The sequence below is a fragment of the Methanoculleus nereidis genome, assembly GCF_032944295.1.
GTDB lineage: Archaea > Halobacteriota > Methanomicrobia > Methanomicrobiales > Methanoculleaceae > Methanoculleus > Methanoculleus nereidis.
Genome location: NZ_JABFFQ010000001.1, coordinates 617,334 through 639,875 on the forward strand (window position 1 = coordinate 617,334; position 22,542 = coordinate 639,875).

Here is a 22,542-nt window from a genome sequence, read left to right on the forward strand (position 1 = left end):
TGCTGCCGCTCGAAGGACTGTGATGCCTGGTGGAAACGGAGGTCCGGGGTGCAGCAGGCACCCTGGTTCAACCGCGGGAGGCGTCGAACCGGGCGGTTACCCGGGACGCCGGGCATCACGTCTCTTTCGCGAAATGGTTGTAGAGCAGTCCGAAGATGCCCGCTGCTGCGAGCCCGTCGATGAACCCCCAGAACAGCCCTCCCGAGAGGGCGAACGCTTTCAGGTCGAGTTTCATCCCATCATCCCCTCCCCCGTACCGGGGGGCACCCTTCTCTTCCCGGGCGTAAAGAAGGTGCCGCATCACGCGGCATGCCGCCCGTGTCGGTGAGCGCGGGGCGGTTCACGCCAGTCCCAGGAACTCGATGGCGATGTAGTAGACCGAGAAGGCTGCAAAGAATACGCCCACGGCAAACGTCAGGATGGTAACACCCAGGGACGGTCGGAACTCCCCCGGGAGCGTCTGCCGGTTCAGGTAAAGTGTCGCGAACGCGACCACTGGGATGTGGATCGCCTCGACGATCCCCGCCATGCCGAGAAAGGTGACGGGTTCCGGCCAGACGACGATGAAGATGAGCGGCAGGACTCCCATCAGCCCGAGCAGGTAGACGTAGCGGTAGAACCGCATCGAGATCCATCGCCCCGCAGTCTTCACCTGGCGGGCGATGAAGATCGATCCCTGGCCGAGCATCCTGGTCCAGCCGTCGAGGTTCGCGACGATGGTGCTCCAGAAGGCGAAGAACGCGGCAAGGATCATCAGCCATGTTCCCGGCGCCCCCCAGACGTCCCCGAGGAGGACCGAGAGGACCGCGGTCACTTCCGGGCCCTGGGGGAGGAGGCCCTGCGGCTGGAGGAGTTCGGCGCCCAGGATGAGGAGCGCGATGAGCAGGATGAGGACGATACTCGAGGCGATGGTCGTGGAAACGGTCATGATCCGGATCCAGTCGCGTATCCGCCCGGTCTCGGTCGGAGAGAGGTGCCCGATATCCGGCAGGTCCTCTTCCTCGATGACCGCCTCCTCCCCTCCCCGCCTGTGGACGGTGTAGTAGGCGGAACCGTAGCCCCGGGCCGTGAGCCAGTAGGAGTACCAGATGAGGCCGGCGGCCCCCGACATCATGAACCCGATCCAGGGGAGGAGTTCGGCGAAGTCGACGTCGGGGGGGAGGGCCGGCACCAGGCCGGCGGCGAGCGGTTCGGCGCCGGGGAAGACGAAGGCTGCGGTGATCACCAGGGCGACGATGATGACGATGGCCATCACGATGGAGGCGTTCTCGACACCTTTGTACCTCCCGAAGAAGACCAGGACGAGCGAGATCAGCAGGAATATGATTGCCCACGCCACGAACCCTCCGGGAAGGGCGAGGATGATCGCCGAACTCGCGGCCCCCGCCATGCCGGTGATGGTGGTGACCGCGACGAAGATCTGCGGGAGGATGATGATCCAGACACCCCAGTTCTTCGGCCCGGGGAGGTTCTTGATTCCCTGGAGGAGCGATCCTCCCGTCACGACCGCGTATCGCCCGATTTCGCGGGCGAGCAGCGCCTTGAGGAATATCGCGAGAATAATCGTCCATAGGACGGTATAGCCGTAGAGCGAGGCGATTCGCGGGGTGAAGAGGAGTTCCCCGGTCGCGATGGCCGAGATCATCCAGATGATCGCGGGCCCTATCCATTTGACGACCTCCCGCCCGCGGGGGGCCGGGGGGACAATGGACCGCTCTTCGTCTGTCATGGGTATCCTGCCCTGCAGGGTCCGGGCATACATAAGTCTTGCCGCGGTGACCTAACCCGCGGAGGCCGGGCCCGGTGGGAAAAAGTGGGGTTGTTCTCAGGCGGCGGCTGCGGGCTGCCCCGGAGAAGTGCCGTCGGAGAGCCGCTTGATGAAGAGCCGGGCCCAGATGTATGCAACGATACCGCCGGCGACCTGCCAGCACCCGGGTAGCTGCGGCATATCCGGGACAGGTCGACGACTGATGTATACCGGGGCGATCCGGCTACGTGATCACTGTTGCCCGAGCTTCTGATACGCCCACTCTACAACCTCAATGAACTGCTGATACCCTGTTTCATCTATCAGGGCGCGGAGTGGAATCCTGGGGAGAGGGGGATGTCCATCACCAGGTACCTGAACACCGGGGATCGCGTTAAGCATATGGAAGAACTCTCGAAGCGTCTTTTCGTCGGTGAACGAGCCCCTGCAGATCAGCCTCATACTCGTAGAGCGTCTCCTCATTGGTACCAGTGTGTCGTCTTCTGAGACGAGATAAACAGGATCACTCATGTATCTCCCTTCTAGGTGGACGTATCTCTGGGCTGCTCTGGTTATTGCTGAACTGAGTGTTGCAGGGCTATTGCGTGTGCCTGTTCGCCCTGTAGAATAGCGTTAGTGCTTGATACCTGAAGGTGCCGAATTGTTTGAGAGGAGAGACCCCTTCCCATCCCTCAAAAAGAGTTGTCACACCATCTGCTCGCGGGCAACGCCCTTTCCCGCAAGAATATCCCGCAAATGCTCTCGGCCGCTCGGCTCCGGGATCTCCCGCCCTTCTTCCCGGGCGGTTTCGAGCCAGAGGTCGATAGCTACCTTTACTTCGCGGAGTGCCTCCTCTTCGGTCTCGCCGAACGCGGAGCAGCCGGGAAGCTCCGGGACGACGGCGATGAACCCCTCGTCCTCGTCGCTGAAGAAGATCTCGATCGCGTATTTATGCGGCATCTTCGCCCTCCAACAGAGTATAGTGCTCAATGATCTTAAGAAGTTGTCTTACCTGGTACGGCTTTGCTTTACCCTTCACGTTCTGGAAGTTGAGGATCTCAGGAATCCCGTCGCGCACGTAAACAATGTGGCTGCCTTTCCCGCCCTTCCGGTGAAACCCAAAGACCTCCGCCGCACGGCAGAGGTCTTCGAACCGCACGTTCTTCGGGTTGTGCTTCAGATGCTCGTAGATTTCACGCCGGTTCATGCGGAGCACCCTTGCAGTTCACCTCGCCTGATCTTCTCCTCGATCAACTCGTTCTGCAGCATCCGCACGAGCTCCAGGTTCTCGAGCACGCCCTTGCGTATCGCCTCCTGCGTATCCACCCCGTCGCAGCGGTGGAGTTTGTCTGGTATATGGGTGAACTCGAAGACCTCGCGGTCGCGCAAGAGCGTCTGGTCGTAGCGATGAGTCTCTCTGCCTCATGAGTAAGCAATCAGAGAGCGGTTATATGAACCCGCGCCGCGGTCAGGGTGAAAGTGAACGAGTACATCTAGCAGCACCCCTGGCATGGTGTATAACAATTTTACGACGCAATATCCGGGATCGGAGAATCCTGCCGATGTTCGACAGTCTTTGAAGGCTATTTGGAGGGCCTGGATGGATAGGCGTTCTTGAGGAATAGCCGATTCAAACTAATCCAGACAGCAGATGCTTATATCTCCTGCAGAAATCACGGTAAGCAGTTGTGAGGGAAAATAAGAAGGCCAGGGCCGAGATTCGAACCCGGGTCGAGGGATCCACAGTCCCTTAGGATAACCGACTACCCCACCCTGGCAAGGTACTCATAACAATTGGCAGTCGGATTTGATTAAAGTATCTCTTCACCGAGCCCGCGTTACGTACCTCCTGGGAAATCAGGGGCGCATATCCGGCCGGGCTTGCCGGCGGTCACGCGATTTCTGGAGTGTCCGGCAGCCGTGCCGCCCGGCTCGGCCGCCTCTGGCTATGAAGGATAGATGCCGGGGTGAATTATTAATAGACGCCATGTTCTATAACGTACCAGTGTTCCGGGCGCCGAGCGACGCCCCGGGGGTAGGGGAATCACCCTGACTCTGGCGTGATTCGGGAAAAAGGCGGTCAATATTCCGGATTTTTCGGGTTTATTCGTCCATATAGTATATACCGGAAGGTGATTATCATGGCAAAGGAATCAACGATCAGGACCCCCATCGTCTGCGTGATGGGCCACGTAGATCACGGCAAGACATCACTCCTGGACCGGATCCGGGGCTCGTCTGTGGTATCTACCGAAGAAGGCGAGATTACACAGCACATCGGCGCCACGCTTGTTCCCATCGACGCAGTCACCCGCATGGGCGGAGCCCTGAGCAAGGTCAGCGTCAACGTCCCGGGCCTCCTCTTCATCGACACCCCCGGGCACCATGCCTTCACCACGCTGCGTGCGCGCGGCGGGGCGCTTGCCGACATGGCGATCGTCGTGGTGGACATCAACGAGGGCTTCCGCCCCCAGACGATCGAGGCGCTCCAGATCCTGCGCAACTACAAGACGCCGTTCGTGATTGCAGCGAACAAGGTCGACCGCATCCACGGCTGGCGCATTCAGGAGAATCAGCCGTTCTTGAAGACGTTTGCGCAGCAGAACGAGCGCGTCCAGGGTATGGTCGAGACGAAGGTGTATGAACTCGTCGGCAAACTCTCCGACCTCGGGTTCAACTCCGAACGGTTCGACCGGGTCTCGGACTTTGCGCGGAACATCTGCATCGTGCCGACGAGCGCCATCACCGGGGAAGGCATCCCTGATATCCTCATGGTGCTGATCGGGCTTGCCCAGCGTTACATGACCGAGAGCCTCAAGGTCAGCGCCGACGGCCCCGGCGCCGGCACCGTGCTCGAGGTGAAGGAGGAGCGGGGGCTCGGGATGACGCTTGATCTGATCCTCTACGACGGCACCCTCAAGGTCGGGGACGAGATCGTCGTCGCAGGGAACGAACAGATCATCGAGACGAAAGTACGCTCCCTCTTAAAACCCCGCCCGATGAGTGAGATCCTGATCGAGGAACGGTTCGAGCGCGTCAAATCCGTCACCGCCGCTGCGGGTATCAAGGTCGCCGCCCCGAAACTCGACGGGGTCATCGCGGGCTCCCCCCTCCGGGCCATCCGGAGCGGCAACCGGGACGAGGTGATCGAGCAGGTCCGGCGTGAAGTCCAGGACGTCGAGGTGAACCTCTCCGACGTCGGCGTCATCATCCGGGCGGACACCATCGGTGCTCTCGAAGCCCTCTCGAAAGAACTCGAGGGTCACCAGATCCAGGTGATGCGGGCGACCGTGGGGCCGGTCACCCGCCACGACGTCATCGAGGCGGGGACGATCAAGGACCCCCTCTACAGCGCGATCATCGCCTTCAATACCCCTGTCCTGCCGGACGCGGTCGACGCCCTCGCGGATACGGCGATGTCCCACGTCAGCATATTCGAGGGCGGGGTCATCTACCAACTCATCGACGACTACGTCGAGTGGCGCGACGAGAAGAAGCAGGAACTCGAGCGGCAGAAGTTCGAGAAGCTGATCATGCCCGCCAAGATCCGGATCCTCCCCAACTGCGTCTTCCGCCAGAGCAACCCGGCGGTGGTCGGTGTCCGGGTCCTCGGGGGGAAACTCCAGAGCGGGGTCGACCTCGCCCTCCCGAGTGGCAAGAAGGTCGGCCGCATCAAGCAGATCCAGGCAAAAAACGAGTCGGTTCAGGAGGCGGAAGCGGGCAAGGAGGTGGCGATCTCGATCGAAGGGCCGACGGTCGGCCGCCAGATCAACGTCGACGACGACCTCTACGTGGATATCCCGGAGCGGCACGTGAAGGTGATTGAGCGGGAGATGATCGATAACTTAAGCCCGAGCCTGCGCGAGGCTCTGGAGGAGTTCACCACCCTCAAACGCCGGGAAGACCCCTTCTGGGGGAAGTGACCCGTTCGGGGAACGCGCGGGTCTCTTTCGCCCGCCGCTCCCCTCGAACCCTGCAGAGGTAGTCTTTTAATACCATATTCTCAAATTGTATAGGTACTTTCGAAGGAGTCGTCAACATGGCAGATTTCAAAATCATACTATCAGACCCGGAGACCGGACGTTCATATAAGATCGATGCGACCGGTCCCACCGCAGGAGCGCTCATCGGCAAGCGTATCGGAGACGAGATCGACGGGGGCATCCTCGGCTTTACGGGCTACACGGTCAAGATCACCGGCGCCACGGACAAGACCGGCATTCCTGCACGTCGCGACCTGCCCGGCCCGTCAAGGAGGAGGCTTCTCCTCTCCAAGGGCGTCGGGTTCCACCCGGTCATGGACGGGGAGCGCCGCAGGAAATCGGTGCGGGGCAACGAGATCAGCGCCGATATCGTCCAGCTCAACGCCGCCGTCAAAGAGAGCGGTCCAAAACCCTTAGCAGAATACTTTAGCCAGCCCGAGGCGGCTGCTGAATAAATCAGCACCCCAATCTTTTCTTGAAATCCGTTGTTCCCGCAGAGGCCGCGGGACGATCCGCCACGTGAGGGGTAATTGCTCTACCGGCCGCGCCAGGGCTCCCTGAGCGTGGCGGGGCAGCGGTCGCGGAGGAGGCATGCCCCGCAGTCGCGGGGGTGGGTCGGGCACCCGCACGCCGCGGCGTACGCGGCGGTGAGCGCCGCCTGGGCTTCTCCACCATATGCAGCGGTGAGCCCTGCCGCCCGGGCGGCAACCTCGTCCGGCACCGTCTCGGGGTAGTAGCCGCTCCAGGCCACGTCCTCGAGCCCGGCCTCACGGCAGACCGAACAGAGATGCTCCATCACCTCTCTCGACGGCCCCGGGTGGTAGTAGAGGACGTTGTTCGGTCGAAAACCGATGAGCCGGTAGGACACGCCCGGATCGAGCGAGGCGATGAACACCGCGATCCTGCCCACCTGCCTATCGGTCATGCCGGGGATCACGACCGTCCGAAAGACCCTGATCCGGTCTCTCCCCTCGCGCACAAGGTACTCCGCGTTCCTGAGCACCGGGCCCACCGGCGCTCCCGTGAGGGCGCGGTGAACCGGGTCCGACCACGCCTTGATCTCGAGGGTGATCGTCCGGCAGAGGCCGACGATCCGCTCCATCGCCGCCTCCGTCGCGAACCCGCCGGTCGATATCCCGATCCCGAGATCGAGGCCCTGCCGCTTCACCTCGCTCGCCACCTCTTCGATGTAGGGGAGGTGGATGATCGGGTCGCCGCCCGTAAACCCGAGCGTCCGGATACGGGGCCCCCTGTAAGCGGCAATCCGCTCCCGGGCGTCGGCAACCAGCGCCGCCGCGGGCACATAACCGGCGTAGTGCCACCCGGGATCGGGGTACTGCGAGATCCGGTAAGCGTTGCAGTGGAGGCAACGGTAACAGCACCCGAGCAGGGTGACGATGTAACTCGCAAGAGAGCCCGAACACATCGTCGCCGCCACCTCCGCCCGGCCGACGCGGCATACCCCTCGCTCTCGGCGGAGGCGGTCGGCACCGCACCTCCACTCGCAGAGGCGGCAGGACTCGAGATCATCCATACTATTCCCTGGCTGCACATGCACGATAGCCTTTGGGACGCTGACACGATGGGGGTGGGGAGCGGCGAACTGTCTATGTTACCTTCGGTGCAACTATTCGCGAGAGCATGCCAATATACGAACATGCAAACACAATCGCCTGGCCCCGGCGGCATGATCCTGCGGCCCGTGGGGTTCGTCCGAAATACCGTGCAGGAACCCTTTCTCGTCGCCGGCAGGGACGGCATCTCGACGCGGGAAGGGCCTGCCGCGAGCAGGGATCATGTCAGGAGCGTGAAAGAGGCCGTCTCGGATATTGTTATCGACGAGAATCGCATCGCGCTGCTTGACGGCATCGAGGATTACTCCCATATCACGGTGCTGTACTGGGGGCATAAAGTGCCGGAGGAGAGCAGGTCCGTCGACCGCGTGCACCCGATGGGCAGGACTGACATCCCGTTAAAGGGGATCTTCTCGACCTGCAGCCCCGCCCGTCCCAACCCCGTGCTTGCGACCATTGTTGCGCTGCACACGCGGCGGGGAAACGTTCTCGAGGTTACCGGGCTCGACGCCGTCGACGGCAGCCCGGTCATCGACATCAAACCCTACGTCCCGGCCCAGTACCCGAAAGGCGGCGTGCGGATCCCCGCGTGGATGGACGGGCTCATGAAAGAGGTGAACGACCGGCAGGCGTGAATTGTTTCTGTGTGGCAGAAAAAAGGATTGGGGCCTATCTCTTCTTCGCGACCGATTTTTCCAGGGCGGGTAGTTTGTCCTCGAACGCCACCCCGTATTTCTTCGCGAGGATGACCACCGCCGCCTCCACCCGGAGATTGCCGTCGAAGTTGTCGGCGACGATCCGGTGGAGTTCGGCGACGACCTCCTGGGGCGGCTTCTCCGTCGCGGCGGCGATCCGCCCGATCAGCTCCTCGTAGGGGCTCTCCGACGCTGCGAGGACGTCGGAGGTGGGCTTGAACCCGAGCGGTATCGAGACCTCGGCAACGTCGAAGAGCGGCCGGATGGCTCCTCCGTCCACCTCGATGAGCCCCTCCGCCTTCGCCCGGTCCAGGAGCTGATTCGCCTGCTCCTTGTTCATCCATTTCCGGTCGATGGCGATATAAAAGACGAACTCGCTCCTCTGCAGCCGATCTTTACGCATGTGCTTGAACGGCGCGGCAACCGCAATCTTGACACTCACTCGCAGGCACCCTTGAGCATCGTTCGCAGGTCCATCGCGTCCAGATCCCCGCTACGGCCCTCCTTCGCGACGTAACACTCCGTCACCGGACCCTTATCGACGATCCGGAGGAAGAAGACGTTCTCCTTGACCGGCAGCCTCTTTTCGGGGGTGAGCAGCGTCCTCTGCAGGTCGATCCGGAAGTCCGCCATCTCGGAGACCCTCTCGGCGAGCGGCACCAGGGCGTCGAGGTCCAGGAACTGCGTCCGCCCGTCCGCGACCTGAACGAGCATCCGTTCCTTGACGAGGCCGTCGGCGCCCCGTACGGTCGTGTGGGTGTCGTGCATCCGTGCGATGCAGGCGAGGACCTCCCGGAACGGCCGGACAAGTTCAAAGTCGAGGTCGATGGATTGGGGGAAACGATGGTATATCCTGCGCATCACTAGAATTGAGGTCTGCGGAACGTAAAAAGGATGTGATCCCGCCGGAGACACAAAGGTTTTTGGCACATCTTCCCATCCCTGCACCCATGACCGACCACCTCACGCTTCTGCAGATGAACGATTCGCACGGGTACCTGGAACCGCACCAGGAACTATTCTATGCCGGCGGGCCGCCGGTGTACCGGACGGCAGGCGGGTATGCCCGGATTGCCGCCCTCCTCGAAGAGGCCCGTGACGAGCGGCCGGGAACTGTGCTCGCGTTCGACTGCGGCGACACCATCCACGGGACCTACCCTGCCGTCCGGTCGGAAGGCGAAGCGCTCGTCCCGGTCCTGAACGCTCTCGCCTTCGATGCCATGACCGCCCACTGGGAGTTCGCCTACGGCCCGGAGCAGTTCCGGAAGGTTGCCGGGAGGCTCGATTACCCGGTCCTCGCCGACAACTGCTACGACGATGCGACCGGCGACCCGGTCTTTCCCCCGTATACGGTCTGCGAGACCGACGACCTGCAGGTGGGCGTCGTCGGCATCGCCGCCACCATCGTTGACAAGGTGATGCCGGACTCCTTCTCGGAAGGGATCCATTTCTCTCTCGGCAACGCCGAACTCCCCGGACACATCGCCCGGCTCCGCGAAGAGGAGGGGGTGGATCTCGTCGTGGTGATATCGCACCTCGGGTTTCCGCAGGAGGTGAAACTCGCCCGCGAGACGGACGGGATCGACGTCCTCCTCTCGGGGCACACCCACAACCGGCTTTTTGAACCAGCGGTCGTCAACGACACCGTCATCATCCAGTCGGGCTGTCACGCCTCCTTCCTCGGGCGGCTTGACCTTACGGTCGAGAACCGGCGGGTGAAGAAGTTCGACCACGAACTCATCGTTGTCGGTGAAGAGATCCGGCCTCACCCGGAGGTCGAGGAGATGGTCGAGGGGATCGTGGAACCCCACCGCGAGTACCTCTCCCGTGTCGTCGGGGAGACCCGGACGGGTCTTAACCGGAACACGGTTCTCGAGGCCACGATGGACAACCTGCTCCTGCAGGCGCTCATCGACGCCACGGGTGCAGAGATGGCGTTCTCGAACGGCTGGCGCTACGGCGCCCCGGTGCCGCCCGGCCCGGTCACACAAAACGATCTCTGGGATATCATCCCGGTCAACCCCCCGGTCTCGACGACCGAGATCACCGGCCGGGAACTTAAGGCGATGATGGAGGAGAACCTTGAGCGGACCTTTTCGCGCGACCCCTACCAGCAGATGGGCGGCTACGTGAAGCGGTGCATGGGGGTCAACCTCTACTGCAAGATAGAGAATCCGGCCGGCCTGCGGATCCAGGAGTTCTTTGCGGGCGGCAAAAGACTCGACCCGGACGCCGTCTACCGCGCGGCGTTCGTCACCGGGCAAGGCGTGCCGCCGAAGTACGGGAAGAACCGGGAGAAGCTCGATATCCGGGCGATCGAGGCGCTCGAACGCTATCTCTCGGGCGGCCCCGTCAGCGCCGAACTTCGCGGGAGCGTGACGGCGATATGACCCCCTCCCCGCGGGTCGTCGTCCACCTGGACGAGCGCGAGAAGGCGGCCCTTGTGCTGCGGAATACAAAGAACCTCCTCGAAGATCTTGCAGGTGTCGAGGTTGAGGTGGTCGCCCATGCCGACGGGGTGGAACCTCTACGCACCGGCAGCCCGCAGGCGGCGCTCATGGCGCAACTTGCGGATCGGGGTGTCCGGTTCGTCGTCTGCGAGAATACTCTCCGTTCCCGGGATTTGTCGGAGAAAGACTTCCCCGGTTACGTTGGAACCGTCCCGTCCGCGATCGTGGAGCTGGTCGTCAGGCAGGCCGAAGGCTGGCACTATCTCCGGCCGTAAAAAAGGGTATATTATGCGAGCAGCACGGCGTTGACGACGCCGTCCTGACTCGGTCTGCTGACGATCCGCGCGCGCCCCATCTCGGTCTTGATGATGGCGCCCTTCGTCAGGAGGTTCCGCCGGACGTAGTTCGGGTTGGCGCTGTTCGCCTCGACCGTCTCGATCTTCGCCTTTTTGGTCTCGCCGGTTGCGGGGTTCGAAACCGTCGCGTAGTCTACCCGGAGTGCCCGGACCTTCTGGTTGCCGCCGAAGGTGCGGACAATTCTCCTGCGTTCTTCACCGATGTGCGTCTCTGCCGGAGCTCTTCCGATCTCCGTTCTCTTCTTGCCCTGGGAGGTGTGATAGCGTCCACCCGACGGCTTCCGTACTGATCTTCCTTGCCACTGCATGTGACCACCGAAATACTCTGTTGAGGACGCGATACCCTTCAGGGGGTAGCGATCTCTCGTTAAAGTGCTATAACTATTCGAGACCGGGATATTTAACTCTGCTGATCACGCGAGAATTGCGTCCAGCAGCGCCTCGAGCCCTTCCCCGGCCTTCATGTTCGTCCGGAAAACCCGCATCTCCGGGTTGTAGCGACGCATATCCGCCTCCATCCGGTCGAGGTCGGCGCCGACGAACGGGGCGAGGTCGACCTTGTTGATGACGCCGATGTTGCTGCTCCGAAACATCATCGGGTGCTTGTTTACTACATCGTCTCCTTCCGTCGAGCTGACGACGACGATTCTCTTCTCGGCGCCCAGCCGGAAATCGGTCGGGCAGACCATGTTGCCGACGTTCTCGATGAAGAGGATGTCGATATCGTCGAGCGGAAGGTGCTCGATGGCGTGCTCCACCAGGTGTGCGTCGAGGTGGCACTCCTTCCCGGTGTTCGCGTTGTAAGCCGGGACGTTGAGGGCGACGATCCGCCTGAAATCGTCGTCGCCATAGACATCTCCGGCGATGGCACCGGCCCGGAGCCCCCGCTCCCGGATCAGCGGCACGAGCCGCTCGATAAGGGCGGTCTTCCCGGACCCGATGGCGCCGAGGAGGTCGAATGCCCGGATGCCGTGACCCCTGAGCAGGTTTGCATTGGCGTCTGCAATGCGGTTGTTGACGTCATAGATGTCCTTCTCCACATGGACGTCGATATGATGCATGGTAGGTACTGTGATCATGATCTGTTTATAGGTTAACTACCCAGATCATACAACAATGAGCGCTGAACGCATCCTGTACCCCTGTTACTTCGACGCAACGCTCGAGCGGCGGGAGGGGCGCCGCGTCGCAAAAAGTCTCGGCGTAAAGTCCCCGGATCTTCCCGCCATCGAGGCTGTTCTCCGGAAGATGAAGGTCCCGCACCGGGTGGAGGAGCACCATCACCCCGCACGGTGGGCGGAGCGCGAGGGCCGGATCGTGGCGGAATGGGATGGGAGCAAGGAAGACCTGATCCGGAAGGTTGCCCGCGGTCTTGTCGGCCGGAAGTGACCACGATGTACGACCTGCACACTCACACTAGCCTCTCCGACGGCGAACTCCTCCCAACGGAGCTGCTCCGCCGGGCTGCTGTGCTCGGCTACGACACCCTCGCCATCACCGACCACGCGGACGCCTCCAACCTCGCGCATCTGGTGGAGGCGGTGGGAAGGTGCCGGGAATCAGCACGGTGCTACTGTGTGGACCTGCTCGTCGGGGTGGAACTCACCCATGTCCCGCCGCCCCTGATCCCGGCGTTTGCGCGCGAAGCAAAACGGCTCGGTGCCGACATCGTCGTGGTCCACGGTGAGACGGTGGTGGAACCGGTCACCCCCGGGACCAACCATGCTGCCTGCACGTGCGAATACGTGGACGTGCTTGCTCACCCGGGACTTATAGCGGTCGAAGACGTCCGCGCGGCCAGGGAGCACGGGGTAGCGCTTGAGATAACTTCCCGGGCGGGGCACAACCGCACCAACGGTCACGTGGTGCGGGTGGGGCGGGAAGCCGGCTGCCGGCTTGTGGTCGATTCCGATACGCATGCGCCGTCTGATCTAATGTCAAAGGAAACCCGGTGGGTCGTAGCGCTCGGCGCTGGATTGACGGAGGCTGAATCCCGGGAGGCTCTCTCTCTGGATATAAATCGGCTTCTTCAGAAGTGAGATGTGGTATTTATATTTTAGCAAAACATTTTTATATCCTTAGTGTCAATATATATATGTTACTAAATACTTCCAACTATAGTATCCCCTAGAGGTTGCAGTTTGCGGCTAATCGGACGTTCAGTAAGTGTTTGCGGCAATCGCTTGTTAATCTTGCGATGTGATGCTGCACAGTTGCCCCGCCTCTACGGTGAGGCAGTAGATCGCCGGTTGAAACCCGTAGGGAAGGTAGTTGACATCTTTGGGAATATATCATCTCCCTATGCCGTAGTTCTCTGCTACAATGGCTGCTCCGTACAGGTTGGCGAGAAGATATTTGCAAAATAGGTGTATAATCGATGGCAGAAGTAGAAAAATTAAAACAGCTGCAGTTGCAGCGCGAGGCCCTGAAGAAAAGAGGGGAGCAGAAAGTCAAGGAGACGGAGAAGAAGCGCACCGAGGAGAGCGTTCAGTCCGTCTGCCCCGAGTGCGGCAGCCGCCAGCTCGTTCATGACTACGAGCGTGCCGAGCTCGTGTGCCAGAACTGTGGTCTCGTCCTCGACGAGGAATTCATCGACCGCGGCCCCGAATGGCGCGCATTCGATCACGACCAGCGCATGAAGCGCTCCCGTGTCGGCGCACCGATGACGTTCACGATCCACGACAAGGGTCTCTCGACGATGATCGACTGGCGGAACCGCGACTCCTACGGCCGCGCGATCTCGAGCAAGAACCGCGCCCAGCTCTACCGGCTCCGGAAGTGGCAGCGGCGTATCCGGGTCTCGAACGCGACCGAACGGAACCTGGCGTTCGCGCTCTCGGAACTGGATCGGATGGCGTCTGCGCTCGGCCTGCCCCGGAACGTGCGCGAAACCGCTGCGGTCGTCTACCGCGACGCCGTGGACAAGAACCTGATCCGCGGCCGGAGTATCGAGGGCGTCGCGGCTGCCGCACTGTATGCGGCGTGCCGGCAGTGCAGCGTCCCCCGGACGCTTGACGAGATTGCCGAGGTATCCCGGGTATCCCGTAAGGAGATCGGCCGCACCTACCGGTTCATCTCCCGTGAGCTCGGCCTGAAACTCCTGCCGACGTCACCGATCGACTACGTACCGCGCTTCTGCTCGGGCCTGAACCTGAAGGGTGAGGTCCAGAGCCGGGCGGTCGAGATCCTCCGGCAGGCCGGAGAACGGGAGCTTACGAGCGGCAGGGGGCCTACGGGCGTCGCTGCGGCCGCCATTTACATCTCGTCGATCCTCGGTGGAGAGCGGCGCACCCAGCGCGAGGTCGCCGAGGTTGCGGGCGTAACCGAGGTCACGATCAGGAACAGATATAAGGAACTGGCAGAAAAATTAGATATCGAGATCATACTCTGATCTCATATCCTTTCACACCCTTGGGCTCGTAGATCAGGGGTAGATCGCTACGTTCGCAACGTAGAGGCCGCGGGTTCAAATCCCGCCGGGTCCATTCTTGTGTTTTGTGACTTTATTTTTTCACGAGTATTTCATAGGTTCTCAGGCGACCGCAGGTCGCCGGGGGTTTCGAAAGGGGCGCAGCCCCTTCGGTTGGGACAGAGAGGCCGCGGGTTCAAATCCCGCCGGGTCCATTCTTGTGTTTTGTGACTTTATTTTTTCACGAGTATTTCATAGGTTCTCAGGCGACCGCAGGTCGCCGGGGGTTTCGAAAGGGGCGCAGCCCCTTCGGTTGGGACAGAGAGGCCGCGGGTTCAAATCCCGCCGGGTCCATTCTTGTGTTTTGTGACTTTATTTTTTCACGAGTATTTCATAGGTTCTCAGGCGACCGCAGGTCGCCGGGGGTTTTGAGCGGGGCGCAGCCCCTTCGCGCCCGGGACGCTCCTCGCCTACCCCCAGGTGAAGTTCCTCTCCGGCTCCTCCTGTTCCGGCAGCACCCCCTCGAACCGCGTCGTTCCCCGCAGCGAGACATCTGCGGACGCTTTGTTCGAATACGGGTTGACGTAGGTGTCGAGTGCCGTCCGGTTCCCGGCTCCGTCCTCCTGAACCATCTCCAGGTCCCACTGCGAATAATCATCGTCCCCGACCGCCGCGTCGCTGACGAACCAGTTCTCCATCGGGAAGCAGCACGATTCGACGTCGTTCCTATAGTAGAGGGTCAGTTCGCCGCTGACGTCAGCGTCGCCCGCATCGAACTGCCAGCGCCGATCGATACCGGGGTTCTCCGGCGTCCCGTTCACCGCAGCGGTGATCGTGCCCGGCTCCGTCACTTCCGAGACCTCGAAGGTCGCAATCACCCACCCGCCCGGGTCGGTGAAGAAGACGGTGCTCTCCGCCGGCCCCGCCGGTATCTCGGCGGAGGCGGTATAGGGCTCCCCGGAGCCGGGCGTGATCGCTCTCTCGATGAACCGGTACCGGAGCCGCACGAAATCCAGCATCGCTTCGGTGTGGTATGCCAGGTAGCCGAGGTCACCATGGTGGTTCTGCGGGTGCAGCGCGAACGCGTCCTCTGCAGGCGTGACATTCAGCCTGTCCCCGATCTCCTCCTCGTGCGCATCGAGCTGCCCGGCATAGTACTCTTCGGTGAAGACCTCATTCATCAGGAACGCCATGCGGAGATTGAGCCGCTCACGGAGTGCGGGAGTCTCGAGGAACTTTTTCACCAGGTCGTTGTCCCAGCCGCTTGCTATCGCCGATTCGTACCCGAAATAGTCGTTGACCGTAGTGCCTCTCCGGGTATGCGAACCGAACGTCAGATCCTTGTCCCAGGGTATGACCTTCCATTCCGCACCCGGATTGTCGGTGTCCAGGTAGAGCCAGTAGTCGTCGCCGAACGAGTCGAGGTCACCGATGAGGTAATGGATTGCCAGCCAGTCGATGAAGTTCTCCTCGTCGAACCGTTCGATAAAGCCTTCTTCGAACTCCGGGCCGGGAGGAGTCCGGTAGACCCAGGCGACAAGATCACGGACCGCTCCCCAGTCCGGCTCACCCCGGCTGTCCATGGTCTCTGCGAGAAACGCTTCCGGATCGTCCTGCTCGTCGATGGGATACCCGAAGACCGAGAGGCGGTTGACCTCCGGCAGGAGATAGTAATGACCCCGGAAATCGTCGGCGACCAGTGTCCCTGCAGGGTTCAGGCCGTTGCTTTCGAGCAGATCGGCGTCGACCCGCTCCACGTGGACGTACAGGCCTTCGTAGACACCGTTGATGTACAGGTCGAAGTACTTCGTCCTCGGTGCCGGCTGCCCGAGAGCGTGGAAGAGGTCCATCGACACCTTCTCCCGCATCATCGTCGGATCGGTGTAGGTGGCTTTCAGGTTCATGTCGTTGCTGCCGAAGAGGAACTCCTGAGGTTCGATAAACTGGACATTAAATGATTTTTTCGGCAACTCCCGCGAAGAAGTGCCCCGGAACCGCACCCCCTCCAGTTCGATATCCTCGCCGTCGGGCGATAACCTTACGTAGCCGTCCAGCCGCTCGTCGGATGTATCCGGGCGGGTATACAGCTCGACGAGATCCTTCCAGCCCATGTAGAGGTACAGGTCCTGCACGCCGGAATCCGGACTGCTCACGGTCTCCTGTCCCGCTGCTGTGGGTATGATGAAGGCTGTTAGAGACAGCACGATAAGCATGCCGGCCGCAGCCCGACCCGCAGATTCCATCGCCATGGGCCGCAGTCATGCCGTCAGACAACATTAAGGTTCCCCGGTGGGGGAGCGGGCGAAGCAGCACCGGGCTCTTATTCGGGAGCACCAATCCCGACGAAAAAGAGGCGAAGGATCTGACCTACGTCCTCACGCGGGAGTTCATCGCCCGTTCTGTCCAGAAGAACGGCACCGTCTCCTGCACCGAACTCCTCGGGTGCGACATCTCGACCGATAAAGGGCTTGCCCGGGCCCGCCCCCTCACACGGACCCTTTGCCCCCGCTACGTCAACGGCGCGGTCGAGATCCTCGAAGAGGTCCTCACACCCGTCACTTCCGGGCGACCCACCAGGCGGTGAGGGGTGCCGGCAGGGACGGCAACCCGAGCACCCGCCGCAGATCGGCGGAACCAAGGCTCTTTGCCGCAAGAGCCCGCCGCTCGACAACGTGCCAGGAGAGGAACGCGAGAGCAAACGTCGCCGAAAACGAGAGCCCGCAGAGCGCCGGGAGGAGGAGCGCGTTCCCTGTGACCTGAATCAGTGCCTGCTGAACCGGGTAGTGGTAGATGTAGATGCCGTAGGAGAAGTCTCCCGGTCTCCCGAAGGTGTTCAAGAACGGAACCGGGAGGTGGGCGGCGTAGATGGTGAGGTAGGGTATGGCGATCACCCCGGCGACGGTCACGTAGGGTGTCGGGGTCGTGAGCCCGAGCAGAAGGAGCAGCGCCCCGGCGATGACCGGCCGGTAGGCGATCCGCTCCCGGTGAAGGTAGAGGTAGGCACCGATGAGGAAGTAGAGGGTGAACCGGACCTTCGCCATCCGGGGGTCGTCGAACCAGTATATCCAGACCAGGGTGTTTACGACGGCGAGGGCGGGGATGGCGCCCCACCGGTGCAGGAGCCCGGCTATCCCGAGGGCCGCGACGACCCCGTACATCATGACCTCGACGGGTATCGTCCAGAGCGAGCCGTTGACGTAGGTCCACGGGTTGCCCTGGAAGAGGCCTATCGCCGATCCGTCTTCGAAAAACGGGGCGGTGGCGAGACCTGCCGGGGAGAAGAGGGCGGCGAAGTACTCGCCCGGGGAAAGGGACGTCATCAGCGGGCCGATGACGAAGAGCGTGACGAGGATCACGAGGACAAGAGCCGGAATGACCCGCAGGGACCGTTTCCAGGCGAACCGGAGCGGAGATGCGGTCGATTCCCAGCTCGCCGTTATCAGGTATCCGCTGGTGACGAGGAGGGCGGCGAGCGCTGCCTGCCCTATGAGCATGACCGGGTCGTACAGCCCTATCCCGACGTAGCCGAGCCTGAGGGCGTAGGCGTGCGCGACGACGATCATCGCCGCCGCCGCGAACCGCAGGAAGTCGAAGTTGTTGGAGAACCGGCCTCCCGGAATGCTCCCGGCTTCAGTGACCGCTCCCGGGTGCTCTGTTTTCATGGCTATCGGGATCCTTTCCTCACTGTACAGTGACAATCGTTAAATATTTAGCCAAAATATCCTCCCCAATGGATCCGCTCGTCGTCGCCACGTTCGCCGCCGTCGCCCTGCTCGAGATCGCCGTTCCGCTCGTGCTCGGTTACTGGTTCGTCAAAAAGTTCGGCCTCTCATGGCGTGTCTTCGGGCTCGGTGCCCTCTTCTTCATCATCGTGCAGATCGTCCACGCGCCGCTCGTCATCGTGACGCAGACCCCGCTCTACCTCGCCGTCCTCCCGTTCGGCACGACAACGGCCCTCGCGGTCCTTGCCGTCTACCTCGGCCTCATGGCCGGGCTCTTCGAGGAGGTTGGCCGTTACCTCGTCTACCGCTACCTTTTCGGGCGGCAGAAGATCCCCCTCACCCGCGAGAACGGCCTCCTCTTCGGGACCGGGTGGGGCGGCGTCGAGAGCATGATCGTCGCGCTGGTCGTCCTTGCAGGCATGGTCTCCTACATCCTCTTCACCGGCGAGGGGTCGATGCTCTTCCTTCCCGACGACCCGGCCTTCCAGGCAGAGATCGAGGCTGTCCAGGCCCTCACGCCGCTCGACATCCTGCCCGGGCTCGCCGAGCGGATGATGACGATCACCCTGCACATCGCCTGGTCACTGATGGTGCTTGCCGCCGTTGTCTACGGCAGAAAGGCGCTCCTCGCCCTTGCCGTCATCTGGCACGCCGCAGTGGACGCCGCCGCCGTCTATCTCGCCCCGACTCAGGGGATCCTGGTGACCGAGGCCGCGGTATTCGTCTTTGCAGTCATCGGCTTCGCGTATATTCTCTGGGAGTGGCGGCGGATGGGGGCGCGATCCGTCTCTTAGGCGCTCCTGCGCCTCTTCTAACCCGAGCACCCCCGTTCACTTCACCGCTCTTCTTTCAAGACTGTGGGTATTGGCGATCCGCCGCATGTATCGCGTAAGTATACCCTCAAATAAAGATGGCCTGGTATACTACCCGCTCCACTCATGCAGATATCCCCGGCGTTCGAGCGGTTTTCCGTCCGCGAGGACCGTCCGCTCCGGTATGACCTCGCCGATGACACGGGCCTCGACCCCGGGGACCGGGAGGATGCCCGGCGGGGCAGAGAAGAGGAGTTCGAAGTCCCCCCCGCCGTAGAGCGCGAGTTCCCGCCCCTCCTCCTCCGGCACGCCTGCCGGGAGGGGAAGGCGGGCGGTATCGACGGAGAATCCGCAGTCGTTCACGGCAAGGAGGTCGTGGAGGGAGAGCGCAAGGCCGTCGGAGATGTCCATCATCGCCGAGACCCCGGCATGGCCGAGCGCCTGTCCCTCCCGGACCCGGGGCTGCGGTTCGAGGAGTTCCTTCCTATGCCGGTCGTAGCCGGCGAGAGCGGCCTCGGCCTCCCCGAGCGGGCCGGTGACCGCGACAACGTCGCCCGGCCGCGCTCCCCGTCTCTGGACCAGGTGCTCCGGGGCGACGAGCCCGAGCCCCGTGCTCACGATCGTCAGTTCCCGGTGGGCGTCGAGGTCCCCGCCCACAAGCTCAGCGCCGAACGCCGTGCAGCAGTCCCGTGCCCCCTCCATGATCCCGTGGAGCCGTTCTGGCTTATCAAGGCCGACCGCGAGGAGCACCTGCCCCGGTGCCGCGCCCATGCTCGCGATGTCCGAGAGCGTGACCGCCGTCGCCATCCAGCCCACCTGCCAGTCGCTCATCCCGGCCGGGAAATCGGTCGTCTCGTGGAGCATATCGGTGCTCGCGACCATGAGACGATCGCCGCAGGGGATGACGGCGCAGTCGTCCTCGAGCCGCTCCGGGTCGATGATCGTCCCGATCAGCCGGTGCAGGCCTCGTTCATCCACCGCGGCGCACCTCCTTCTCCCGCTCGCTCCGGTACTCCTTGAAGAGATACTCGACCCGTTCGGCTTCCTGCTCGCGCCGGAACTCCTTCTGCTCCTCCTTCCATTCCGCGATCGCCTCCTCGACTGCTCCGGTCAGTGCCGCCCCGGTCCTGCCGCGGATCTCCGGCCTGACGGTCTCCGCGGGGAGGAGGGGGAGATCGATCTCGCGGGCGACCCGGATCAGGTGCGGGTCGGGCGGTTCCCCGCCAACGACCAGCGCCCGCACTCCCGTTCCCGCGAGGTCCTTCACCACGCCGCGACCCCAGCCGTGCGTCCGCGGGACGTAGAGGACGTCTCCTCCGGCGATGCCGATCTCCTCCTGGAGGGCCCGCACCGCTTCGCGGGTGAGGGATTCGAGCACCTTGAGCGGGGTGTAGTCCTCCGAGATCTCGAGTTTCGCGACCTTCTGCATCCGCTCCAGGCGCTTCTTCAGCCGCCGGGACCGCCGCCGCTCGCCCCGGAGCTGTTCGCGCAGGCTCTCGATGGTCGCGTCCTTCGCCGCCAGTTCCGCGTCCCGGCGGATCTTTCGCTCGGCTGCGGAACGGGCCCGGCGCACGTCCTGGCGCAGCCGCTCCATCTCCCGGTCGCGTTCGCGGAGGTCATCCTGCAGTTCCTCTACGTAACTGCGGAGCCTTTTGACCATCCCGTCGAGCGCTATCACCCGCTCGTCCTCAACCGGGCGCTCAGGGACGGGTGCCTCAGGCTCCGCCTCCTTCTTCGCCGCCGGAACCCCCTGCAGGTCTGCAAGAACGGTGTCGAGCGGCTGGCCGCGGAGCACCCGCGCCCGCACCTCGTCGAGGTCGAACCCCGGCCCCACTCTCTTTACGATGTTTCTGAACTTGTTCTGGAGGCTCCGGTAGGCGTCCAGCGCTGCCGAGAGGGCGTCGCGCTCGTGGTCGTTTGTGTAGGAGAACTGGGCGGTCAGGTCGTACTTCGCCTCCACCGAGAGCGACTGCTTCGGGGTGTAGGGGATGGCGTTGAACGCCCGCCGGATCTTCTCGACCGAGTAGGGTATCTGCTGGACATCGGAGGCGACGATGAGTGGTTTTCCCGCACGGTAGAGTTCCTCGACGATATCGGACATTGTCATCTGCCGGGAGCTCGTGAGAAGAACCAGGTTTCCGTCGAGATCCACGGCGGCGATCCCGGTGGTCGTCCCCGGGTCGAGCCCGACGATCAGGTAGCGGGGACGGCCGGAGAGGGGTTCGAACCGTATCCGGTCGAGCTGCCTTCCTGCCACCCGCACCTGGACGTCGGCGCCGCGGGAGGAGTGGACTGGAACCATCTCCCGGGGGGCCTTGACCCGGAATGCGACCCGTGAATACCCGCCGAAGGCCTTCGTCTCCTTCTTCTCGTAGTCGAGGCCGGCACCGCGGAGCCGCCCCTCGATCTCCCGGGCCTTCTGCAGCACAGCGCCGTGGATCTTCCGGACATAGCGGTTCTGACTCCACCCGCCCCGTCCGGGCGAGCGGTGCCTGCTCACCACGATATCGGTGGTGTTCTCAAACGCGATCACCTCGACGCCGGCCCCGAGCGCGGCCACCCGGGCGGTTGTCCGGGCCTCGGCGTAGGGGTCGAACTTGTTGAAACTGATGTTGTAGCGGGCGGCGACCTTCCCGAGGCTTTCTTTCTTCTCGCCGCCGGTCACCTGGACGAGTTTCGTCGACGGCGGGAGCGACTGGAGGAATACGTGGAGTTCGCGCTGGTCGGCGGCGACCTCCTGGAGGCTGTCCACCGCGAGGATGTCGGGCTCTTCGGTGGCGAGGAGGCGCTGGAGCCGGAACCCGGTCACCTCCTCGACACCCTGGACCTCGCCGTCCTCCACCCGGGCGAGCGCGTAAACGGGCCGCCGGGTACGGGAACGAACCGAACCTTTGATGATGTCGATCCCGAAGACCTTCACTCCACCACCCTTGCCAGTGCTTCGTCGAAGGCGTATTCGAGGCCGTATTTCCGTTTGAAGTACTGGAGGATGTTCTCGATGTCCCGGTTGAGGATCTCGCCGGCGTTCGGGTGGGCGGTCTCCACCCATTGCGGCCAGTCGATCAGCCAGCACTGCCTCTCGTCGACCATGACGTTGAACTCACTCAGGTCGCCGTGGATGATGCCGAGGCGGTAGGCCTCCCGGACGTTGTCGAGGATCTCGTTGAGGATGATCTCCGGCTCCGCAACGGTCGCCCGGGAGAGGTTGACGCCGGGGACGAACGACATCGCGACGACGTGCCGGTTCTGGTCGATGGGGAGCGGCACCGAGACGGCGGGATGGAGGGTCTTTAGAGCGTCGTACTCCATCTTCGCCGAGTTGCTCGAGGCGAATATCCAGGGGCAGTGCCCGGAATCCGGCATGTAGCCGCGCTTTACGCGGGCGGACTGGAACGACCGCTGCCCGACCCGGTGAAACTTGAGCACCACGACGCCAAGCCCCATCGCCTCGTAGACCTCCGATTCCTTCCCGACGCCGATCAGCGTCCCGAGCGCCTGTACGGTGCCCCGGCGGGTGAGGGAGTGGAGGGCCAGGCTGTCGTAGCCGTTGAAGACGAGAGCGTAGCCCTCGTAGGGGGTCTTCTCGTACCTGACCATATCCATGGCCATCAGCCTGCCCAGACGGTAGGAGAGTTCGGACTCCGAGAATTTGGTGGCTGACTTGAGCACCTCGAGCGGCACCCACTGGTACCGGCGCATGAGGCGTTCGAGGGCGAGCAGGATCCGGAGTTCGTAGGCGTGCAGGGATCGCACGTATTCTGCAGGAACAGGCATCTTCTACACAATTTATGTGA

At 62.7% G+C, this 22,542-nt stretch carries 27 protein-coding genes and 2 tRNA genes; 11 read left to right on the forward strand and 18 right to left on the reverse strand.

Going from position 1 to position 22,542, the window contains the following annotated elements:
- Nucleotides 1–115: 115 nt before the first annotated feature.
- The 8 genes from HL657_RS03285 to HL657_RS03320 form a co-directional block, all read right to left on the reverse strand.
- Nucleotides 116–301 carry a hypothetical protein gene (locus tag HL657_RS03285; protein WP_317295398.1) on the reverse strand — a complete coding sequence of 62 codons (186 nt, stop codon included), beginning with the start codon at nt 299–301 and terminating at the stop codon, nt 116–118.
- A 39-nt stretch (nt 302–340) separates the two neighbouring features.
- Complete coding sequence (locus HL657_RS03290; RefSeq protein WP_317295399.1) at nt 341–1,729, reverse strand: Nramp family divalent metal transporter; 1,389 nt, start codon at nt 1,727–1,729, stop codon at nt 341–343.
- A 96-nt stretch (nt 1,730–1,825) separates the two neighbouring features.
- Nucleotides 1,826–1,948, reverse strand: a complete 123-nt coding sequence (locus tag HL657_RS03295) for a hypothetical protein (RefSeq protein ID WP_317295400.1) — start codon at nt 1,946–1,948, stop codon at nt 1,826–1,828.
- A gap of 51 nt (nt 1,949–1,999) precedes the next feature.
- On the reverse strand, nt 2,000–2,278 hold the full coding sequence (locus tag HL657_RS03300) for a hypothetical protein (RefSeq protein WP_317295401.1): 279 nt from the start codon (nt 2,276–2,278) through the stop codon (nt 2,000–2,002).
- Nucleotides 2,279–2,452: 174 nt separating this feature from the next.
- Complete coding sequence (locus HL657_RS03305) at nt 2,453–2,707, reverse strand: type II toxin-antitoxin system HicB family antitoxin (RefSeq protein ID WP_067078521.1); 255 nt, start codon at nt 2,705–2,707, stop codon at nt 2,453–2,455.
- The gene (locus HL657_RS03310; protein ID WP_317295402.1) at nt 2,697–2,954 is read right to left on the reverse strand and encodes a type II toxin-antitoxin system HicA family toxin; all 258 of its coding nucleotides are present in this window, start codon (nt 2,952–2,954) and stop codon (nt 2,697–2,699) included. Before HL657_RS03310 ends, HL657_RS03305 begins: the two co-directional genes overlap by 11 nt.
- Nucleotides 2,951–3,073 carry a hypothetical protein gene (locus tag HL657_RS03315; protein WP_317295403.1) on the reverse strand — a complete coding sequence of 41 codons (123 nt, stop codon included), beginning with the start codon at nt 3,071–3,073 and terminating at the stop codon, nt 2,951–2,953. The genes HL657_RS03310 and HL657_RS03315 overlap by 4 nt, the downstream gene beginning before the upstream one ends.
- A 379-nt stretch (nt 3,074–3,452) precedes the next feature.
- Nucleotides 3,453–3,525, reverse strand: a tRNA-His gene (locus tag HL657_RS03320).
- 363 nt (nt 3,526–3,888) lie between these two features.
- On the opposite strand from HL657_RS03320, the gene infB reads away from it, so the two are divergent.
- Together infB and HL657_RS03330 are read left to right on the forward strand one after the other, a co-directional pair.
- Nucleotides 3,889–5,670 (forward strand): translation initiation factor IF-2, encoded by a 1,782-nt coding sequence (gene infB, locus HL657_RS03325; protein ID WP_317295404.1) that lies wholly within the window; start codon nt 3,889–3,891, stop codon nt 5,668–5,670.
- Between the two features lie 116 nt (nt 5,671–5,786).
- A complete protein-coding gene (locus HL657_RS03330) occupies nt 5,787–6,185 on the forward strand; it encodes a 30S ribosomal protein S6e (RefSeq protein WP_317295405.1) in 399 nt (132 codons plus the stop codon).
- Between the two features lie 80 nt (nt 6,186–6,265).
- Here HL657_RS03330 and HL657_RS03335 read toward each other — a convergent pair whose 3' ends face one another.
- The gene (locus HL657_RS03335; protein ID WP_317295406.1) at nt 6,266–7,264 is read right to left on the reverse strand and encodes a radical SAM protein; all 999 of its coding nucleotides are present in this window, start codon (nt 7,262–7,264) and stop codon (nt 6,266–6,268) included.
- 153 nt (nt 7,265–7,417) lie between these two features.
- Here HL657_RS03335 and tsaA point away from each other — a divergent pair, with 153 nt between their 5' ends.
- Nucleotides 7,418–7,939: a tRNA (N6-threonylcarbamoyladenosine(37)-N6)-methyltransferase TrmO gene (gene tsaA / locus HL657_RS03340; RefSeq protein ID WP_317295407.1), complete on the forward strand. Its 522-nt coding sequence runs from the start codon at nt 7,418–7,420 to the stop codon at nt 7,937–7,939.
- A gap of 34 nt (nt 7,940–7,973) precedes the next feature.
- On the opposite strand, the gene HL657_RS03345 is transcribed toward tsaA, so the two are convergent.
- Both HL657_RS03345 and HL657_RS03350 read right to left on the reverse strand, forming a co-directional pair.
- On the reverse strand, nt 7,974–8,441 hold the full coding sequence (locus HL657_RS03345) for a DUF2240 family protein (protein WP_317295408.1): 468 nt from the start codon (nt 8,439–8,441) through the stop codon (nt 7,974–7,976).
- A complete protein-coding gene (locus HL657_RS03350) occupies nt 8,438–8,860 on the reverse strand; it encodes a hypothetical protein (protein ID WP_317295409.1) in 423 nt (140 codons plus the stop codon). The genes HL657_RS03345 and HL657_RS03350 overlap by 4 nt, the downstream gene beginning before the upstream one ends.
- Before the next feature lie 89 nt (nt 8,861–8,949).
- Here HL657_RS03350 and HL657_RS03355 point away from each other — a divergent pair, with 89 nt between their 5' ends.
- The gene (locus tag HL657_RS03355; protein WP_317295410.1) at nt 8,950–10,389 is read left to right on the forward strand and encodes a bifunctional metallophosphatase/5'-nucleotidase; all 1,440 of its coding nucleotides are present in this window, start codon (nt 8,950–8,952) and stop codon (nt 10,387–10,389) included.
- A complete protein-coding gene (locus HL657_RS03360; RefSeq protein ID WP_317295411.1) occupies nt 10,386–10,724 on the forward strand; it encodes a DsrE family protein in 339 nt (112 codons plus the stop codon). Before HL657_RS03355 ends, HL657_RS03360 begins: the two co-directional genes overlap by 4 nt.
- Before the next feature lie 11 nt (nt 10,725–10,735).
- Here the strand turns inward: HL657_RS03360 and HL657_RS03365 are convergent, their stop codons facing one another.
- Both HL657_RS03365 and hypB read right to left on the reverse strand, forming a co-directional pair.
- Complete coding sequence (locus tag HL657_RS03365) at nt 10,736–11,113, reverse strand: 30S ribosomal protein S8e (RefSeq protein WP_317295412.1); 378 nt, start codon at nt 11,111–11,113, stop codon at nt 10,736–10,738.
- Nucleotides 11,114–11,218: 105 nt separating this feature from the next.
- Nucleotides 11,219–11,866: a hydrogenase nickel incorporation protein HypB gene (gene hypB, locus HL657_RS03370; protein ID WP_317295413.1), complete on the reverse strand. Its 648-nt coding sequence runs from the start codon at nt 11,864–11,866 to the stop codon at nt 11,219–11,221.
- Between the two features lie 55 nt (nt 11,867–11,921).
- Here hypB and HL657_RS03375 point away from each other — a divergent pair, with 55 nt between their 5' ends.
- The 4 genes from HL657_RS03375 to HL657_RS03390 all read left to right on the forward strand — a co-directional run bounded on the left by HL657_RS03375 (nt 11,922) and on the right by HL657_RS03390 (nt 14,290).
- Entirely contained in the window at nt 11,922–12,194 is a 273-nt protein-coding gene (locus HL657_RS03375; RefSeq protein WP_317295414.1) for a signal recognition particle subunit SRP19/SEC65 family protein, read from the forward strand.
- 5 nt (nt 12,195–12,199) lie between these two features.
- Complete coding sequence (locus HL657_RS03380) at nt 12,200–12,844, forward strand: histidinol phosphate phosphatase domain-containing protein (protein WP_317295415.1); 645 nt, start codon at nt 12,200–12,202, stop codon at nt 12,842–12,844.
- Between the two features lie 338 nt (nt 12,845–13,182).
- Nucleotides 13,183–14,196, forward strand: coding sequence for a transcription initiation factor IIB (locus tag HL657_RS03385; RefSeq protein ID WP_011843316.1), 1,014 nt, complete (start codon nt 13,183–13,185; stop codon nt 14,194–14,196).
- Nucleotides 14,197–14,218: 22 nt separating this feature from the next.
- Nucleotides 14,219–14,290 (forward strand) — tRNA-Ala (locus tag HL657_RS03390).
- 394 nt (nt 14,291–14,684) lie between these two features.
- Here HL657_RS03390 and HL657_RS03395 read toward each other — a convergent pair.
- Entirely contained in the window at nt 14,685–16,463 is a 1,779-nt protein-coding gene (locus HL657_RS03395; RefSeq protein ID WP_317295416.1) for a CotH kinase family protein, read from the reverse strand.
- Nucleotides 16,464–16,474: 11 nt separating this feature from the next.
- On the opposite strand from HL657_RS03395, the gene HL657_RS03400 reads away from it, so the two are divergent.
- On the forward strand, nt 16,475–16,798 hold the full coding sequence (locus HL657_RS03400) for a C-GCAxxG-C-C family protein (protein WP_317295417.1): 324 nt from the start codon (nt 16,475–16,477) through the stop codon (nt 16,796–16,798).
- On the opposite strand, the gene HL657_RS03405 is transcribed toward HL657_RS03400, so the two are convergent.
- Nucleotides 16,770–17,876, reverse strand: coding sequence for an acyltransferase family protein (locus HL657_RS03405; protein ID WP_317295418.1), 1,107 nt, complete (start codon nt 17,874–17,876; stop codon nt 16,770–16,772). The two genes, HL657_RS03400 and HL657_RS03405, sit on opposite strands and share 29 nt — an antisense overlap.
- A gap of 68 nt (nt 17,877–17,944) precedes the next feature.
- Between HL657_RS03405 and HL657_RS03410 the strand changes: the two genes are divergently transcribed.
- Entirely contained in the window at nt 17,945–18,730 is a 786-nt protein-coding gene (locus tag HL657_RS03410) for a YhfC family intramembrane metalloprotease (protein ID WP_317295419.1), read from the forward strand.
- Nucleotides 18,731–18,859: 129 nt separating this feature from the next.
- Here HL657_RS03410 and thiL read toward each other — a convergent pair whose 3' ends face one another.
- The 3 genes from thiL to HL657_RS03425 are packed head-to-tail and all read right to left on the reverse strand — an operon-like array spanning nt 18,860 to nt 22,522.
- Nucleotides 18,860–19,726, reverse strand: a complete 867-nt coding sequence (thiL, locus tag HL657_RS03415; RefSeq protein ID WP_317295420.1) for a thiamine-phosphate kinase — start codon at nt 19,724–19,726, stop codon at nt 18,860–18,862.
- Nucleotides 19,719–21,668, reverse strand: a complete 1,950-nt coding sequence (locus HL657_RS03420; protein WP_317295421.1) for a DUF460 domain-containing protein — start codon at nt 21,666–21,668, stop codon at nt 19,719–19,721. The genes thiL and HL657_RS03420 overlap by 8 nt, the downstream gene beginning before the upstream one ends.
- Nucleotides 21,665–22,522 (reverse strand): RIO1 family regulatory kinase/ATPase domain-containing protein, encoded by an 858-nt coding sequence (locus HL657_RS03425; protein ID WP_317295422.1) that lies wholly within the window; start codon nt 22,520–22,522, stop codon nt 21,665–21,667. Before HL657_RS03425 ends, HL657_RS03420 begins: the two co-directional genes overlap by 4 nt.
- Nucleotides 22,523–22,542: the final 20 nt, after the last annotated feature.

What these genes read in the sequence shown, in the direction of transcription:
- HL657_RS03285 (WP_317295398.1), bottom strand. Translation starts at nt 301, where the DNA reads ATGCGGCACCTTCTTTACGCCCGGGAAGAGAAGGGTGCCCCCCGGTAC.
- HL657_RS03290 (WP_317295399.1), bottom strand. Translation starts at nt 1,729, where the DNA reads ATGACAGACGAAGAGCGGTCCATTGTCCCCCCGGCCCCCCGCGGGCGG.
- HL657_RS03295 (WP_317295400.1), bottom strand. Translation starts at nt 1,948, where the DNA reads ATGCCGCAGCTACCCGGGTGCTGGCAGGTCGCCGGCGGTATCGTTGCA.
- HL657_RS03300 (WP_317295401.1), bottom strand. Translation starts at nt 2,278, where the DNA reads ATGAGTGATCCTGTTTATCTCGTCTCAGAAGACGACACACTGGTACCA.
- HL657_RS03305 (WP_067078521.1), bottom strand. Translation starts at nt 2,707, where the DNA reads ATGCCGCATAAATACGCGATCGAGATCTTCTTCAGCGACGAGGACGAG.
- HL657_RS03310 (WP_317295402.1), bottom strand. Translation starts at nt 2,954, where the DNA reads ATGAACCGGCGTGAAATCTACGAGCATCTGAAGCACAACCCGAAGAAC.
- infB (WP_317295404.1), top strand. Translation starts at nt 3,889, where the DNA reads ATGGCAAAGGAATCAACGATCAGGACCCCCATCGTCTGCGTGATGGGC.
- HL657_RS03330 (WP_317295405.1), top strand. Translation starts at nt 5,787, where the DNA reads ATGGCAGATTTCAAAATCATACTATCAGACCCGGAGACCGGACGTTCA.
- HL657_RS03335 (WP_317295406.1), bottom strand. Translation starts at nt 7,264, where the DNA reads ATGGATGATCTCGAGTCCTGCCGCCTCTGCGAGTGGAGGTGCGGTGCC.
- tsaA (WP_317295407.1), top strand. Translation starts at nt 7,418, where the DNA reads ATGATCCTGCGGCCCGTGGGGTTCGTCCGAAATACCGTGCAGGAACCC.
- HL657_RS03350 (WP_317295409.1), bottom strand. Translation starts at nt 8,860, where the DNA reads ATGCGCAGGATATACCATCGTTTCCCCCAATCCATCGACCTCGACTTT.
- HL657_RS03355 (WP_317295410.1), top strand. Translation starts at nt 8,950, where the DNA reads ATGACCGACCACCTCACGCTTCTGCAGATGAACGATTCGCACGGGTAC.
- HL657_RS03360 (WP_317295411.1), top strand. Translation starts at nt 10,386, where the DNA reads ATGACCCCCTCCCCGCGGGTCGTCGTCCACCTGGACGAGCGCGAGAAG.
- HL657_RS03365 (WP_317295412.1), bottom strand. Translation starts at nt 11,113, where the DNA reads ATGCAGTGGCAAGGAAGATCAGTACGGAAGCCGTCGGGTGGACGCTAT.
- hypB (WP_317295413.1), bottom strand. Translation starts at nt 11,866, where the DNA reads ATGCATCATATCGACGTCCATGTGGAGAAGGACATCTATGACGTCAAC.
- HL657_RS03375 (WP_317295414.1), top strand. Translation starts at nt 11,922, where the DNA reads ATGAGCGCTGAACGCATCCTGTACCCCTGTTACTTCGACGCAACGCTC.
- HL657_RS03380 (WP_317295415.1), top strand. Translation starts at nt 12,200, where the DNA reads ATGTACGACCTGCACACTCACACTAGCCTCTCCGACGGCGAACTCCTC.
- HL657_RS03385 (WP_011843316.1), top strand. Translation starts at nt 13,183, where the DNA reads ATGGCAGAAGTAGAAAAATTAAAACAGCTGCAGTTGCAGCGCGAGGCC.
- HL657_RS03395 (WP_317295416.1), bottom strand. Translation starts at nt 16,463, where the DNA reads ATGGCGATGGAATCTGCGGGTCGGGCTGCGGCCGGCATGCTTATCGTG.
- HL657_RS03400 (WP_317295417.1), top strand. Translation starts at nt 16,475, where the DNA reads ATGCCGTCAGACAACATTAAGGTTCCCCGGTGGGGGAGCGGGCGAAGC.
- HL657_RS03405 (WP_317295418.1), bottom strand. Translation starts at nt 17,876, where the DNA reads ATGAAAACAGAGCACCCGGGAGCGGTCACTGAAGCCGGGAGCATTCCG.
- HL657_RS03410 (WP_317295419.1), top strand. Translation starts at nt 17,945, where the DNA reads ATGGATCCGCTCGTCGTCGCCACGTTCGCCGCCGTCGCCCTGCTCGAG.
- HL657_RS03425 (WP_317295422.1), bottom strand. Translation starts at nt 22,522, where the DNA reads ATGCCTGTTCCTGCAGAATACGTGCGATCCCTGCACGCCTACGAACTC.